The following is a 14,344-nucleotide window of genomic DNA, read 5'->3' on the forward strand; positions in this document are numbered from 1 at the left end:
CGGTTCTTCGGCGCTTCAGCTCTTCGGCTCAACAGCTCGTCAGCTCTTCGAACCCTTGGTGACGTACCCCATAGAACTACTCAGACCTACTCCTGGAACGGAACAGGAGTTCCCCGCGTCTGTCCGGGCGGGGGAACCGATGGGGGTTCTCACCAGCCGCCCCCATCCCATGACGCATCATGGGGTGATCACATCGGAGCCTCGGGGCTCCACAGCCCGAGGAGTAACACACCGCATGACCAAGCAACACGGTTATGCACTTCTGGCGGCCATGACCGCCCTGGTCGTGGCGATCTCGGCCGCGATATACATCGGCGTCGGCATCGACGACGGCACCCAGCGCCAGGAGACCTTCGCCCGCGCACCCCGCAACAGCGCCGCCCCCGCCTCCACCGGCGTCTGGGTGGGCGCCTGGGCGACCTCGCCGAGCGGGGCGGAGCCGGGCACCGAGACGAACGGCTTCGCCGACCGCTCGGTCCGCAACGTGGTGCACACGACGGCCGCCGGTACGAGTGCCCGCGTCACCCTCTCCAACCTCTACGGCCAGCAGCCGCTGACCATCACCCACGCCTCGCTCGCGGTCGCCGCCACCACGAACACCCCGGCCGCCGCGGCCGACACCATGCGCCGCCTCACCTTCGCCGGCAACCCGACGGTCGTCATCGCGGCAGGTCAACAGGTGGTGAGTGACGCCGTACGGGTGGCGATCCCGCACGACAGCGACGTACTGATCACCACCTATGCCCCCACCGCGTCCGGCCCCGCGACCTACCACGCGCACGCCCGGCAGATCTCGTACACCGCCGAGGGCGACCGGGTCGCGGACGTCACCGGGGAGCCGTACACCACCCAGTCCCTGCACTGGCGCTACGTCACCGCCCTGGACGTGCTGAGCAACGAGTCCGACGGCACGGTCGTCGTCCTCGGCGACTCCCTCACCGACGGCATCACCTCCACCGTCGGCGAGAACCGGCGCTGGACGGACGTCCTCTCCGACCGCCTCCGCGCCGCCGTCGGCACCTCCGAGACGCCGCGCTACAGCGTCGTCAACGAGGGCATCAGCGGCAACCGCGTCCTCACCGACGGCAACGGCCGCCCCGCCGAGAACCCCAGCGGCCTCAACCGCTTCCAGCGCGACGTGCTCGGCCGTACGGGCGTCAAGGCCGTCGTCATCGACCTCGGCGTCAACGACATCCTCAGGAACCCCGGCCGGGCCGACCCCGACGCCATCACCACCGGCCTCCGCCAACTCGTCGACCGGGCCCACGCCCGAGGCCTCCGCGTCGTGGGCACCACCCTCATGCCCTTCCACGGCCACCGCGGCTACTCCGACCAGCGGGAATCCGTACGCCGGGCCGTCAACGACCGCATCCGCTCCGGCAACGTCTTCGACACGTACGTCGACTTCGACAAGGCCCTGCGCGACCCTTACGACCCGCGCCGGCTCCGGTCGGACTACGACTCGGGGGACCACCTGCACCCGAGCGACAAGGGGTACGAGCGCATGGCGGAGGTCTTCGACCTGGAGAAGCTGAAGGGCGCCGTTCCAGCAAAGCTGTAGGCGGCGTCCCTCCAGGGGCGGCGTCCCTCCAGGGCGGGGCCGTGTCGATATGCGGCTCCGCCGCGTGGGTGCGGGCAACCACGGACGACGACCCGCACCCGAAACTCGGCCTAGTACTCCCGTTTCCGCCGCCGCTCCTGCTCCCGCTCCGATCGCATCGCCTCTCGTACCTGCTCCATGGCGTCGCGATGACCGTCGTGCAGGTCATGCAGGTGATCACGGCGGGAGGCGCGGAGTTCGCGTCGTGCCTCGCGGCGTTCCAGCCGCTCCTGGCGCCGCGCCTCCTTCTCCCGCTGCCGCTCGGCCTTCGGCACCTTCCGCTCGACCCCGACACCGCCCCAGAAGGCGAACCCGGTGATGACCACGCGCGGCGCCCCGGGGTCCCCCGGCACACCCTCCTCGCTGTGGTCGAAGCCGCCCATGATCCCGATGCCCCGGACCACGACCTCGACCCCCGGCGGCACGATCACATTGATCCCGCCCATGATGGTCACGCAGTTGATCGTGACCTCACGCTCCGCGAAGTCCGCGTCCCGCAGATCCAGCTCGCCACCACCCCAGAACGCGAAGCAGTCGAACCGCTTGGGCACGGTCCACCGCCCCTTGCGCTCGAACCCGGACATGACCGCCACGCCCCACGTGGACGAGCCCTCGCCGCCGACGATCCGCTCGGGCCAACTCGCGCCCGCCGCAGGCCCCTTGACCAGCGAGACGGACGACGGCGGCACGACGGTCGGCGGCGCCAGGGTCCCCGCACCCGGCAGATCACGCGTGATCGGCGCCAGCTCGCCGTAGGTCCGTGCCTTGTACGTCGCGTCCAGCCGCTCCTCGAACTCCTCCATGTCGAGCCGCCCCTCCGCTAGGGCGTCCCGCAGCTGCTCGGAGACTCGTTCACGGTCGGCGTCGGAAGCGCGGAGGTCCATGGCGGCCGGAAGATCCGGCAGGTCGTCCGTCATACGAATCAGCGTACGAGGAACCCCCCACGCCGTGCTACGAGACGGCCGCACTCGTCGCCCCGGGCTACGACACGGCCCCACCCATCTCCCCCGAGCCACGACACGGCCCCACCCCGCCTCCCCCAGTCAGGACACGGCCCCACCCGCCTCCCCCGGCTACGGCACGGCCTGCTCCGTCTCCTCCACGCGCTCGGCCTGCTGCGCGTACATCTGGGCGATCACGGCCTCGATGTCCGGCTCCCGCACCGACAGGTCCACCAGCGGATACTCCGACGCGATCCGCGCCACCAGCGGGGCCGCCGACTCCGACGCCGGGAAGGCGAGCCACTGCCGGGGCCCCTCGACCCGTACGACCCGGGCGGGCGCGGCCTCGATCGGCGGCAGCTCGCGCTCCAGGTCGACGACGAGGGTGCGCTCGCTCTCGCCCACCTCGTGCAGCCCGGTCAGCGGACCGTCGTACATCAGGCGCCCATGGTCGATGACCATCACCCGGCGGCACAGTTGTTCGATGTCCTGGAGGTCGTGCGTGGTGAGCAGCACGGTCGTGCCCTGCTCGGTGTTGAGGTCCTTGAGGAACTCACGGACCCTGGCCTTGCTGATGACGTCGAGCCCGATCGTCGGCTCGTCCAGATACAGCACCTCGGGGTCGTGCAGCAGGGCAGCCGCGATGTCCCCGCGCATGCGCTGGCCGAGCGAGAGCTGCCGTACGGGTACGTCCAGCAGCGCGCCCAGTTCGAGGAGTTCGACGCAACGGTCGAGGTTCTCGCGGTAACGGGCGTCGGGGATGCGGTACATGCGGTGCATCAGCCGGTAGGAGTCGATCAGGGGGAGGTCCCACCACAAAGTCGTACGCTGCCCGAACACCACCCCGATACGCCGGGCGAGCCGCGTCCGCTCCCGGGACGGATCGATGCCCGCGACCCGCAACCGGCCGCCACTGGGCGTCAGAATCCCCGTCAGCATCTTGATGGTGGTGGACTTCCCGGCGCCGTTCGGCCCGATGTAGCCGACCATCTCGCCGCGCGCCACGGTGAAGGAGATCGAGTCGACGGCCCGCACCTCGCGCCGCTCCCGGCGCAGGAACCCGGTCTTCTTGCGCACGTCGAAGACCTTCTCGACCCGGTCGAGTTCGATGAAGTGACTGTCGATGTCCGCGACCTGACTGCCCATGTTCTTGACGTGACCGTCCCTGTTCTTGACGCGACCGCCCATGTCCTTGACGTGACCGTCCATGTCCTTGTCCATGTGCCCCTAACTCCCCGTGCTCCGATACGAACGCAGCCCCGCCCGCCACGCGACCCCCGCCAGCGCGCAGCAGGCCACGCCGACCAGCGGTGGTGCGAAGGCCAGCCAGGTCGGCAGGTCCAGCGGGTAGGGGCGGCCCAGGATGTACAGCCCGGGCACCCAGTTGACGAAGGCGAGCGGCAGGACGAAGGTCACGCCGCGCAGCAGGTCCTTGGCGAAGAGGGCCGGCGGGTACTGCAGGAGGGTCGCGCCGCCGTACGTGAACGCGTTCTGCACCTCGGAGGCGTCCTGCGCGACGAACTGGAAGGCCGCGCCGCCGACGAACACCGCGGCGAAGATCAGCCCGCCGCTGCACACCATCAGCGGGATCATCAGCACCTTGGCCGGAGTCCAGACGACGTCGAGCGTGGCGAGGGCGTACCCGAGGACGAACAGCCCCTGGGTGACCCGGCCGAGGCGGCGCAGCGCGAACTTGTCCGCGGCTACCTGGGCGAGCACCGGCACGGGGCGCACGAGGAGGGTGTCCAGCGTGCCGTCGCGCACCCGGCGCCCGAGCCGGTCCATGGAACCGATCATCAGATCCGCGAGACCGAAGGAGACGGCGGAGGTGCCGTACAGCAGGGCGATCTCGGGCAGGGCGAAGCCGCCCAACTCGTCGACCTGGGAGAACATCAGCAGGATGGCGAGGAAGTCGAAGGAGGTCGCCGCGAAGTTCCCGAAGGTCGTCATGGCGAAGGAGGCGCGGTAGGCCATCGTGGAGCGGATCCACATGGCGGCGATCATGCGGTAGGCGCGCAGACCGTCCCGTACGCGGCTGTACACGCCGTACTCGCCGAACGGGTTCTCCTCCTCGGCCGCCTCCTTGCCCCGTGCGACCGGGCGTTCGTCCGCACGCTCGTCGAGGTCAGCCACCCTGGACCACCACCTTCCGCGTCGCCGCCGACTGGATCAGCCGCCCGACCGCCAGCAGCACCACAGCCCAGGCGAGCTGGAAGGCGTACGTGCCCAGCGGGTCGGCCTCGCCCAGCAGGACGTCCGCGGGGGCCTGGAGCAGCGCGGACCAGGGCAGGATGCGGGCGAGGTCGCCGAGCGCGCCCGGGAAGACGTTCAGCGGGAGGAGCATCCCGGAGAAGAAGACTCCGGTGAGCCAGGTGATCTGCATCGCTCCGGCGCCGTCGAGGAGCCAGAACGCCCACAGAGCGACGATGTATCGGATCGCGAAGCTGACGAGGGCCCCGAGGGCGACCGCCACGAGACAGGCGAGCCACGGCAGCGGGCCGGAGGGCAGCGCCAGGTCGAAGAAGAGCGCGCCGCACACCATCGGGACGACACCCCGTCCGAGCAGTTGGAACAGGGCCCGGCCCATGTCCGCGGCGAGCCACCACAGCTGGAGGTCGACGGGCCGGTACAGGTCGACGGCGATGTCGCCCGTGCGGATCCGCTCGATCAACTCCTCCTCGAATCCCACGCTTCCCAGCACCATCACCGCGAACATCGCCTGGCCGACCCATACATAGGTGAGTGCCTGCGCCTGGTCGTAGCCGCCGAGGTGGGGCTTCTCGTGCCAGAGGGCCAGGTAGGTGTATGCGAGGATGAAGCCGAAGACGGTGTTGGTGAACACCCCCGCCGCGGTGGCCACCCGATATGTCGCGTACCGCCTGAAACCACCGGCGGCGACGGCGGCGTACAACCGCCCTGTGCCCACGAGGAAACCCCCATCCGCTGCGAAGAGTTAGGCGCAATGCCGAGGCCGAGACCGATTCGGGCCGAAGCGGAGAAGCCTAGTCCGCGGCCGGAGTGGGCTGCCACACGTTTTTCGGGGCGGACGGTGGCGCTCGCGGGGCGTACGGGGCACGTGCCGGGATTCGGGAACGGATCGAACGGTGCGAGAGTCTTTACTCAGGGGTGCAGAACCGGCCCAGAGCGGGCGCAAAGCGTACTAGGCCGTACGGAAATGAACGTACGACGCGAAAACAGGAGCACGGCAGCACGATGAGCGACGAGCCGCAGCGGAACGGCCCGGGCTGGGCACCGAGAGAACCGGAGCCCCGCGCTCCGGGCGCGACTCCCGGGTCCGCCGACAACGCCGCCAAGGGGAAGACCGACGGTAAGGCGGACCCGACGCCCGACGGGAGGCCCGGCACAGCACCTGACGGGAAGCCCGACAGCAGGCCCGGCACGGCACCCGGCGGCAACTCCGGAGCAGCGCCTGCCGCGCAACCTGGCAAGGCGTCCAGCGACACGCCCGGCACGGCACCCGGCGGGAAGCCCGGCGGGAGGCCCGGTGCGGCGTCCGGCGGGCAGTCCGGTCCGGCGTCCAGCGGGAAGCCCGACGGGAGGCCCGGTGCGGCGTCCAGCGGGCAGTCCGGTCCGGCGTCCAGCGGGAAGCCCGACGGGAGGCCCGGTGCGGCGTCCAGCGGGCAGTCCGGTCCGGCGTCCAGCGGGAAGCCCGACGGGAGGCCCGGTGCGGCGTCCAGCGGGCAGTCCGGTCCGGCGTCCAGCGGGAAGCCCGACGGGAGGCCCGGTGCGGCGTCCGGCGGGCAGTCCGGTCCGGCGTCCAGCGGGAAGCCCGACGGGAGGCCCGGTGCGGCGTCCGGCGGGCAGTCCGGTCCGGCGTCCAGCGGGAAGCCCGACGTGGCGTCCGGCCGGAGGCCAGGCGGGAACCCGAGTGCGGTGCCCGCAGCGGCACACGGCGGGAAGCCCGGTGGGCAGTCCGGTGGGCAGTCCGGTCCGGCGTCCGTTGGGCCTTCTGTCGCGGCGTCCGGTGGGCAGTCCGGTCCGGCGTCCAGCGGGCCGTCCGGCCCAGTGTCCGACGGGAAGCCCGGCTCGACGACCCCCGGCTCGACGACCCCTCGCTCCACGCCCGGCGGGAAGCCCGGTGCGGGATCCGCCCGGACGCCGGAGACCAGGCCGACGCCGACCTTTGACGGCCGGCCCTCAGGGGCCGGTGCGGGTCAGCCCTCAGGGGCCGGTGCGGGTCGGCCCTCAGGGGCCGGTGCGGGTCGGCCCTCCGGGGCCCGTGACGGTTATCCCGCCGGAGCCCGCGACTCCAAGCCTGCCGGCGTCCACGACGGCAAGGCCCCCCGGACGCCCCCCGTGGCATCCGGCGCGGCCGCTGACGACACCCCCACCACCACGCTCGGCATCACGCCGGCCCGAAAGGCCGCCGCGGCGCCCGCCCGGCCGCTCGACGACACGCCCACCCAGGCCCTGGGTGTCATTTCCGCCGGGAAGGCCGCCGCCCCGGCGCCCGCCGCCGTGCCCGACATCACACCGGTCCCCCCGGCCTCGGACGGCAAGGCGAAGAAGCCCAAGCGGACCAAGCGGACCGGCTTCAGGCGGCTGATCCCCACCTGGCGCTTCGTACTCAGCGCCTTCATCGTCGGGCTCATGCTGATCATCGGCGCCTTCGTCCTCGGCTACAACATGGTCCACATCCCCAAGCCGCAGGACGCCGCGACCAAGCAGAGCAACGTCTTCCTGTACGCGGACGGCACCCAGATCGCCCGTGACGGCGAGGTCAACCGCGAGAACGTCCCGTTGTCGAAGGTCTCCAAGGACGCCCAGCACGCCGTGCTGGCCGCCGAGGACCGCGACTTCTACTCCGAGCCCGCCATCGACCCCAAGGCCATGATCCGCGCGGCCTGGAACACGGCCACCGGCAAGGGCAAGCAGTCCGGCTCGACGATCACCCAGCAGTACGTGAAGAACTACTACCTGGCCCAGGACCAGACCGTCACCCGCAAGGTGAAGGAGTTCTTCATCGCGATCAAACTGGACCGCGAGGTGACCAAGGACGAGATCCTGGAGGGCTACCTCAACACCAGCTTCTTCGGCCGCAACGCCTACGGCATCCAGGCCGCCGCCCAGGCCTACTACGGCGTCGACGCCGACGAACTCACCGCCGAGCAGGGCGCCTACCTCGCCGCACTGGTCAACGCGCCCAGCATGTACGACGTCGTCGCACACCCCGAGAACAAGGACGCGGCCGTCGCCCGCTGGGACTACGTCCTCGACGGCATGGTCAAGGAGGGCTGGCTCAAGGAGTCCGAGCGCACCGGCGCGAAGTTCCCGATGCCGAAGCAGGCCACCACGTCCTCCGCCTTCTCCGGACAGCGCGGCTACCTCGTGGAGGCCATCAAGTCGTACCTCATCAACAACAAGATCATCGATGAGGAGGCCCTGGAGAACGGCGGTGGCTACCGCATCACCACCACCATCCAGCCCAAGATGCAGAACGCCTTCGTCAAGGCCGTCGACGACCAGCTGATGGACAAGCTCGACAAGAAGAACCGCAAGGTCGACAACTACGTCCGCGCCGGCGGTGTCTCCATCGACCCGAAGACCGGCAAGGTCATCGCGATGTACGGCGGCATCGACTACACCAAGCAGTACGTGAACAACGCGACCCGCCGCGACTTCCAGGTCGGCTCGACCTTCAAGCCGTTCGTGTTCACCTCCGCCGTGGAGAACGCCTCCAACAACCAGAGCGGCCAGGCGATCACCCCGAACACCGTCTACGACGGCACCAACAGGCGCCCCGTGGTGGGCTGGCCCGGCGAGGCGTACGCCCCCGAGAACGAGGACTACGTCAACTACGGCAACATCACCGTCCGCCAGGCCACCCAGAGCTCCGTGAACTCGGTGTACGCGCAGATGGCCGTGGACGTCGGCCCCGAGAAGGTCGAGAAGACCGCGATCGACCTCGGCCTGCCCAAGAACACCCCGGACATGAACCCGTACCCGTCCGTCGCCCTGGGCACCGCCACCGCGAGCGTCCTCGACATGACGGAGGCGTACGCCACGCTCGCCAACCACGGCAAGCACGGCACGTACACCATGGTCGAAAAGATCTCCAAGGACGGCGAGGCCATAAAGCTCCCCTCCACGGAGCCCACGCAGGCCGTCAGCCGCAAGGCCGCCGACACCACGACCGCCGTGCTGCAGAGCGTCGTCGAGAGCGGCACCGCCACCGCCGCGCAGGCCTCGGGCCACCCGGCCGCCGGCAAGACCGGTACGGCCGAGGAGGACCAGGCCGCCTGGTTCGCGGGCTACACCCCCGACCTCGCCACCGTCGTCTCCGTCATGGGCCAGGACCCCAAGACGGGCGCCCACAAGTCGCTGTACGGCGCGATGGGTCTGCCCCGCATCAACGGCGGTGGGGCGCCCACGGAGATCTGGGCGCAGTTCACCGAGGCCGCCCTGAAGGGCAAGAAGGTCAAGGACTTCGACCTCGACCTCCAGGTCGGCGCCGACGTCGTCATCACCCCGCCCAGCACCCCCGCCGACGAGCCGGGTGCCACCGGCGACGAGGAGACCGGCGGCGCCACGGGCGACGAGGAGACCGGCGGCCCGACGGACGGCGGCACCGACGACGGCACGACCACCGGCGGCACCCCCACCACGGACGGTGGCACCACGACGACCGGAGGCACAACGACGGACGGCGGTACGACGTCGACGGGCGGAGGCACCACCACCGACGGCGGAACGACGGACGGCGGCGGAGGCACCACCACCGACGGCGGAACGACGGACGGCGGCGGAGGCACCACCACCGACGGCGGAACGACGGACGGCGGAGCGCCGACAGGGGGCGGGACGACGGAGGGGACGTTCCCATAGCGCCTCGACGCCTCGACGGCTTGACGCCTTGATCGAACGATAGAAGGGGCTGGTGACGATCGTCACCAGCCCCTTCTATGTCTGAAATCAGAGATATCAGAGATACAGGCCCGTGGAGTCCTCCGACCCCTCGAAGCGGTCCGCGGCCACGGCGTGCAGGTCGCGCTCGCGCATCAGGACGTACGCGACACCACGGACCTCGACCTCGGCGCGGTCCTCGGGGTCGTAGAGGACACGGTCGCCGACCTCGACGGTCCGGACGTTCTGGCCGACCGCGACGACCTCGGCCCAGGCGAGACGCCGGCCGACGGCCGCCGTCGCGGGGATCAGGATGCCACCGCCGGAACGCCGCTCGCCCTCGGCGGTGTCCTGCCGCACGAGCACACGGTCGTGCAGCATCCGGATGGGCAACTTGTCGTGCTGGGTCTTCTCGCTCACGCCCCGAACCTACCTGCCTTCCCTACCTGTCTCCGTCAGGACCTGTCTCCGTCAGGCCCTACGACGCCGGGTCCCGAGGGCGAGGAGCCCCACGACGCCCACAACACCCACGACCACGAGAGCGACGGGCACGATGCGCTCGACCCTGGGCGCCCCGTCCTCGTCGACGAACTGGCCCCTGACGTCACTGACCACACGATTGACCGAGACGTAGGCCTTGCCGAGGGTGTGGTCGATGTTGGAGACCACCTTGGCCCTGGCGTCGCCCACGATGGTCTTCGGGTGGACGCGGACGCCGATCTCGTCGAGGGTTTCGGCGAGGGTGTCGCGGCGGCGCTTGATGTCCGCCTCGATCTCGGCCGGGCTTCTGGTGTCCGAGGTCTCCGCCACCGCGCTGCCTCCGTTGTCGGTGAAATCTCTTCTTTGCGGACAGTCTGTCAGCTCCACCCGGCGCCGTACCGCCAGGGCCCGCCATTACGCTGGACCGATGAGCGAGCGACTCCAGCCCGGGGACGTGGCCCCCGCCTTCACCCTCCCGGACGCCGACGGCAACGAGGTGTCCCTGTCCGACCACAAGGGCCGCAAGGTCATCGTCTACTTCTACCCGGCCGCCCTGACCCCCGGCTGCACCAAGCAGGCCTGCGACTTCACCGACAACCTGGAGCTCCTCGCGGACGCCGGGTACGACGTCATCGGCATCTCCCCCGACAAGCCCGAGAAGCTCGCCAAGTTCCGCGAGAAGGAGTCGTTGAAGGTCACCCTTCTCGGCGACCCCGACAAGACCGCCCTCGACGCGTACGGCGCCTTCGGCGAGAAGAAGAACTACGGCAAGACCTACATGGGCGTCATCCGCTCCACGATCGTCGTGGACGAGGAGGGCAAGGTCGAACGGGCGCTGTACAACGTCCGGGCGACGGGCCACGTAGCCAAGATCATCAAGGACCTGGGCATCTAGCGCGCCGGCCTGGCTCCACCCACGGCCCGTACCGGAACCCTCCGGTACGGGCCGTTCCGATTTCCGGGCGTGACCGTCCGATTAACGGTTCGTTACTCCGTACGAGGTCACGAACAGGTGGCCGGGACGGAGGGGATCGATGGGGGTCAGCCCATACACGAAGGAGCGGCTACAGGCGGCCGCGAGGGCTTGTCGGACGCTATCGGAGGCGTTGGGGAGGCTGGGGGTGGATCCGAGGAGTTCGACGCGGAAGTACATCCGCGAGCGGATGAAGAGGCTGGGGGTGGACATCTCACACTTCGAGCGCGAAGGAGGGCGATGGACCAGGGAAACCCTCCAGTCCGCCGTCTCGGCCTCGACGAACATGTGCGAGGTACTGCGCCACCTCGGCGTCGAGGTAGTGGGTGGCCAACACACGCACATCAGCCGCCGGATCAAGGTGTACGACATCGACACCTCGCACTTCCAGGTGCCGAGACAGCGCGGCAAGGATTGGCGTCCCCGCACCCCTGAAGCCTTGCTCGTCGAGCAGCCGGTCACTCACGCCCGGCGCGTCCAGAGCGACCGCCTCAAGTGGGCGATGACGGGGCTGGGTGTACCGGAGCAGTGCGCCCTCTGCGGTACGGAGGCAATCTGGCGGGGCCACCCGCTCCCCTTGGAGGTCGACCACATCGACGGCAACTGGCGGAACAACCGTCTCGAAAACCTTCGGCTCCTGTGCCCCAACTGCCACTCAACAACGGACAATTACCGAGGGCGCGAGGCAAGGCGCGTCAGGGGTGACGTGTCATGAGCAGGGGCGTGCAGTACACCCCCGAGCGACTGGCCGCTGCGGCTGCACAGTGCTCCGACATCGACGAGGTCATCACCTACTTCGGCACTCGACCGTACGGCAAGCTCCGCATCTATCTCACGAGGCGATTCGCTCACTTCGGGATCGACATCTCGCACTTCCGCAGTCGCACCACGCGGGCACGGCCCACACACGACGAACTGCGCGTTGTGATCGCCGAGTCCATCTCCATCGCCGAGGTACTGCGCCGCCTGGACCGTCCAGACAACAGCAGGAACCGTGCGCTGTTGCGCCAGTGGCTAACGGAAGGGCAACTCACAATCGAGCACTTTCTCGGACAGGCACATCTTCAAGGGAAGTCGCGCCCAAGCCTTACGAGAAGCGCCGAGGACGTTCTGGTCCAACATGGCGGTTCGCACCGGACCAGAACCGAGCTGCTGCGTCGGGCCCTCCGCGAAACCGGCGTACCCGAGGAATGCGCCGAGTGCGGAATCGGACCCGAGTGGCGCGGAAAGCCCATGACGCTAGAGGTCGATCACGTCAATGGGGGACTGGAGCGACGACCGGCGCGAGAACCTGCGGTTACTGTGCCCCAACTGCCATGCGATCACCAGCACGTGGTGCAGAGGCGGAAACCCCAGCCACACGCGTCCCCGGTAGTATGGGCAAGCACGCGCGGCCGTTGCTGAATGGTATAAGCAGAGGTTTTAGGTGCCTCGGGGCATTTGCCCATGTGGGTTCGACTCCCATCGGCCGCACACACGGAAGGGGCCGTCCATCTGGGCGGCCCCTTCCGTGCCTCAGCCCAACAGCTCCCGCAGCACCGGCACCAGCCCCCGGAACGCCTTCCCCCGATGGCTGATCGCGTTCTTCTCCTCAGCAGTCAGCTCGGCGCAGGTCCGCGAGTCCCCCTCCGGCTGGAGGATGGGGTCGTACCCGAAGCCGTTCGTGCCCGTCGCCACATGCCTCAGTACGCCCCTCAGCTGCCCCTCGACGACCCGTTCCGTGCCGTCCGGCAGCGCGAGGGCCGCCGCGCAGGTGAAGTGGGCGCCCCGGTGTTCGTCGGCGATGTCGCCGAGCTGGGCCAACAACAGCTCCAGGTTGGCCTTGTCGTCGCCGTGGCGGCCGGCCCAGCGGGCGGAGAAGATGCCGGGGGCGCCGTTGAGGACGTCGACGCAGAGGCCGGAGTCGTCGGCGATGGCGGGGTGGCCGGTCGCCTGGGCGAGGGCGTGGGCCTTCAGCAGGGCGTTCTCGGCGAAGGTGACGCCGGTTTCCTTGACGTCGGGGACGTCCGGGTAGGCGTCCGCGCCGACGAGGTCGTGGGTGAGGCCTGCGTCGGCGAGGATGGCCTTCAGCTCGGTGAGCTTGCCGGCGTTGCGGGTGGCGAGGATCAGGCGGGTCATGCCCCCAGTATCCCGGCCACCCGTGGCCCGTCGATTACGAGGTGCAGACCTTCGTCAGTTCGCTCGCGGCGCCGGTGATGCCGCTCAGGTCGGGGGTCGCGTCGCCGTCGTTGACGGCCGTCTGGACGTCGTCCACGGCCTTCTGGAGGTCGTCGACGGCCTTGTTGACATCGGCGTTGTCGGTCTTGTCGCCGATCTCCTTCAGGTTCTCGTCGATGGAGTTGAGGGACTCCTCCAGCTGGGTCGGGTCGTTCGAGGCGTCCTCGACGGCCTGCTGGAGGTCGCCCACGCTCTGGGCGATGGCCTCGGCGGTCTGGACGCAGTCCATGGCCTTGCTCACGGCGTCGCAGCCGGTGGTGAGCCCGGCCGTGAGGGCGACGGCAGCTATGGCTCCGGCGATGGCGGTGGTACGACGTCGGCGGCTCGCGGCCATGGGACAGTCCTCCTACTGGTTGCAGGCCTGACGGCCCCGGGTACGGCTACTTGCCTGTGTGGCGGGGCGCACGGTGGTGTGCCGTGCACCCGTATGTGCAAGGACGCGGGCGGGGCCGCCGTGGTTGCCGACGGCGGCCGTCGCTCTTGGTGTGTCCTTTACCTTTCGAGGACCGTATCAAGCGCCTTGCGCTGCAGGAGCGCCAGCTCCGTACAGCCGGAAACGGCCAGGTCGAGCAGGGAGTTGAGTTCCTCGCGGGCGAACGGCTCGGCCTCGGCGGTGCCCTGGACCTCGACGAAGCGGCCGTCACCGGTGCAGACGACGTTCATGTCGGTGTCGGCCTTCACGTCCTCCTCGTAGCAGAGGTCGAGGAGGGGGACGCCGCCGACGATGCCCACGGAGACCGCCGAGACGGTTCCCGTCAGGGGCTGACGGCCGGCCTTGATCAGCTTCTTGCCCTGGGCCCAGGACACGGCGTCGGCCAGCGCCACGTACGCGCCGGTGATCGCGGCCGTACGCGTGCCGCCGTCGGCTTGCAGGACGTCACAGTCCAGGACGATCGTGTTCTCGCCGAGCGCCTTGTAGTCGATGACGGCGCGCAGGGAGCGGCCGATGAGGCGGGAGATCTCGTGGGTCCGGCCGCCGATCTTGCCGCGTACGGATTCGCGGTCGCCGCGGGTGTTGGTGGCGCGGGGGAGCATGGAGTACTCGGCGGTGACCCAGCCCTCGCCGCTGCCCTTGCGCCAGCGGGGGACGCCTTCGGTGACGGAGGCGGTGCAGAAGACCTTCGTGTCGCCGAAGGAGACGAGGACGGAGCCCTCGGCGTGCTTGCTCCAGCCGCGTTCGATGGTGATCGGGCGGAGCTGTTCGGGCGTGCGGCCGTCGATTCGAGACATGGCGCTGAGCCTAGCCGCACATACGGAGGGGGCTCCTCC

General features: G+C 69.7%; 14 protein-coding genes, 1 tRNA gene and 1 pseudogene. 6 read left to right on the forward strand and 10 right to left on the reverse strand.

Features of this window, described 5'->3' with window-relative positions; all coding sequences use genetic code 11:
- Nucleotides 1–235 precede the first annotated feature (235 nt).
- Complete coding sequence (locus JIX55_RS20350; RefSeq protein ID WP_257564734.1) at nucleotides 236–1,561, forward strand: SGNH/GDSL hydrolase family protein; 1,326 nt, start codon at nucleotides 236–238, stop codon at nucleotides 1,559–1,561.
- A 110-nt stretch (nucleotides 1,562–1,671) separates the two neighbouring features.
- Here the strand turns inward: JIX55_RS20350 and JIX55_RS20355 are convergent, their stop codons facing one another.
- From JIX55_RS20355 to JIX55_RS20375, 5 genes are all read right to left on the reverse strand, one after another.
- The gene (locus tag JIX55_RS20355; RefSeq protein WP_257564735.1) at nucleotides 1,672–2,517 is read right to left on the reverse strand and encodes a DUF1707 SHOCT-like domain-containing protein; all 846 of its coding nucleotides are present in this window, start codon (nucleotides 2,515–2,517) and stop codon (nucleotides 1,672–1,674) included.
- A gap of 156 nt (nucleotides 2,518–2,673) precedes the next feature.
- Nucleotides 2,674–3,687 (reverse strand): ABC transporter ATP-binding protein, encoded by a 1,014-nt coding sequence (locus JIX55_RS20360; protein WP_257569403.1) that lies wholly within the window; start codon nucleotides 3,685–3,687, stop codon nucleotides 2,674–2,676.
- Between the two features lie 81 nt (nucleotides 3,688–3,768).
- Nucleotides 3,769–4,674 carry an ABC transporter permease gene (locus JIX55_RS20365; protein WP_443046470.1) on the reverse strand — a complete coding sequence of 302 codons (906 nt, stop codon included), beginning with the start codon at nucleotides 4,672–4,674 and terminating at the stop codon, nucleotides 3,769–3,771.
- Nucleotides 4,667–5,467, reverse strand: a complete 801-nt coding sequence (locus JIX55_RS20370; RefSeq protein WP_257564736.1) for an ABC transporter permease — start codon at nucleotides 5,465–5,467, stop codon at nucleotides 4,667–4,669. The genes JIX55_RS20365 and JIX55_RS20370 overlap by 8 nt, the downstream gene beginning before the upstream one ends.
- Nucleotides 5,468–5,657: 190 nt before the next feature.
- Nucleotides 5,658–6,623: a hypothetical protein gene (locus JIX55_RS20375; RefSeq protein ID WP_257564737.1), complete on the reverse strand. Its 966-nt coding sequence runs from the start codon at nucleotides 6,621–6,623 to the stop codon at nucleotides 5,658–5,660.
- 397 nt (nucleotides 6,624–7,020) lie between these two features.
- Here JIX55_RS20375 and JIX55_RS20380 point away from each other — a divergent pair, with 397 nt between their 5' ends.
- Complete coding sequence (locus tag JIX55_RS20380) at nucleotides 7,021–9,387, forward strand: transglycosylase domain-containing protein (RefSeq protein ID WP_257569405.1); 2,367 nt, start codon at nucleotides 7,021–7,023, stop codon at nucleotides 9,385–9,387.
- Between the two features lie 96 nt (nucleotides 9,388–9,483).
- Here JIX55_RS20380 and JIX55_RS20385 read toward each other — a convergent pair whose 3' ends face one another.
- On the reverse strand, nucleotides 9,484–9,825 hold the full coding sequence (locus tag JIX55_RS20385) for a GroES family chaperonin (RefSeq protein WP_257564738.1): 342 nt from the start codon (nucleotides 9,823–9,825) through the stop codon (nucleotides 9,484–9,486).
- Between the two features lie 51 nt (nucleotides 9,826–9,876).
- Nucleotides 9,877–10,215 (reverse strand): DUF3618 domain-containing protein, encoded by a 339-nt coding sequence (locus JIX55_RS20390; protein ID WP_257564739.1) that lies wholly within the window; start codon nucleotides 10,213–10,215, stop codon nucleotides 9,877–9,879.
- A gap of 97 nt (nucleotides 10,216–10,312) precedes the next feature.
- On the opposite strand from JIX55_RS20390, the gene bcp reads away from it, so the two are divergent.
- The 4 genes and pseudogenes from bcp to JIX55_RS20410 all read left to right on the forward strand — a co-directional run bounded on the left by bcp (nucleotide 10,313) and on the right by JIX55_RS20410 (nucleotide 12,331).
- The gene (gene bcp, locus JIX55_RS20395; RefSeq protein ID WP_257564740.1) at nucleotides 10,313–10,780 is read left to right on the forward strand and encodes a thioredoxin-dependent thiol peroxidase; all 468 of its coding nucleotides are present in this window, start codon (nucleotides 10,313–10,315) and stop codon (nucleotides 10,778–10,780) included.
- Between the two features lie 139 nt (nucleotides 10,781–10,919).
- Nucleotides 10,920–11,573 carry an HNH endonuclease signature motif containing protein gene (locus JIX55_RS20400; protein ID WP_257564741.1) on the forward strand — a complete coding sequence of 218 codons (654 nt, stop codon included), beginning with the start codon at nucleotides 10,920–10,922 and terminating at the stop codon, nucleotides 11,571–11,573.
- Nucleotides 11,570–12,233 (forward strand): annotated as a pseudogene (locus tag JIX55_RS20405) (HNH endonuclease). The gene JIX55_RS20400 and the pseudogene JIX55_RS20405 overlap by 4 nt, the downstream one beginning before the upstream one ends.
- 15 nt (nucleotides 12,234–12,248) lie before the next feature.
- Nucleotides 12,249–12,331: transfer RNA gene (locus JIX55_RS20410), tRNA-Leu, on the forward strand.
- A 42-nt stretch (nucleotides 12,332–12,373) separates the two neighbouring features.
- Here JIX55_RS20410 and rdgB read toward each other — a convergent pair.
- The 3 genes from rdgB to rph form a co-directional block, all read right to left on the reverse strand.
- Nucleotides 12,374–12,976, reverse strand: a complete 603-nt coding sequence (gene rdgB, locus JIX55_RS20415; protein ID WP_257564742.1) for an RdgB/HAM1 family non-canonical purine NTP pyrophosphatase — start codon at nucleotides 12,974–12,976, stop codon at nucleotides 12,374–12,376.
- Nucleotides 12,977–13,010: 34 nt separating this feature from the next.
- Nucleotides 13,011–13,409, reverse strand: coding sequence for a hypothetical protein (locus tag JIX55_RS20420; RefSeq protein ID WP_257564743.1), 399 nt, complete (start codon nucleotides 13,407–13,409; stop codon nucleotides 13,011–13,013).
- A gap of 158 nt (nucleotides 13,410–13,567) precedes the next feature.
- Nucleotides 13,568–14,305, reverse strand: coding sequence for a ribonuclease PH (gene rph, locus JIX55_RS20425; protein WP_257564744.1), 738 nt, complete (start codon nucleotides 14,303–14,305; stop codon nucleotides 13,568–13,570).
- Nucleotides 14,306–14,344 lie beyond the last annotated feature (39 nt).

It is taken from the genome of Streptomyces sp. DSM 40750 (genome assembly GCF_024612035.1).
Lineage (GTDB): Bacteria > Actinomycetota > Actinomycetes > Streptomycetales > Streptomycetaceae > Streptomyces.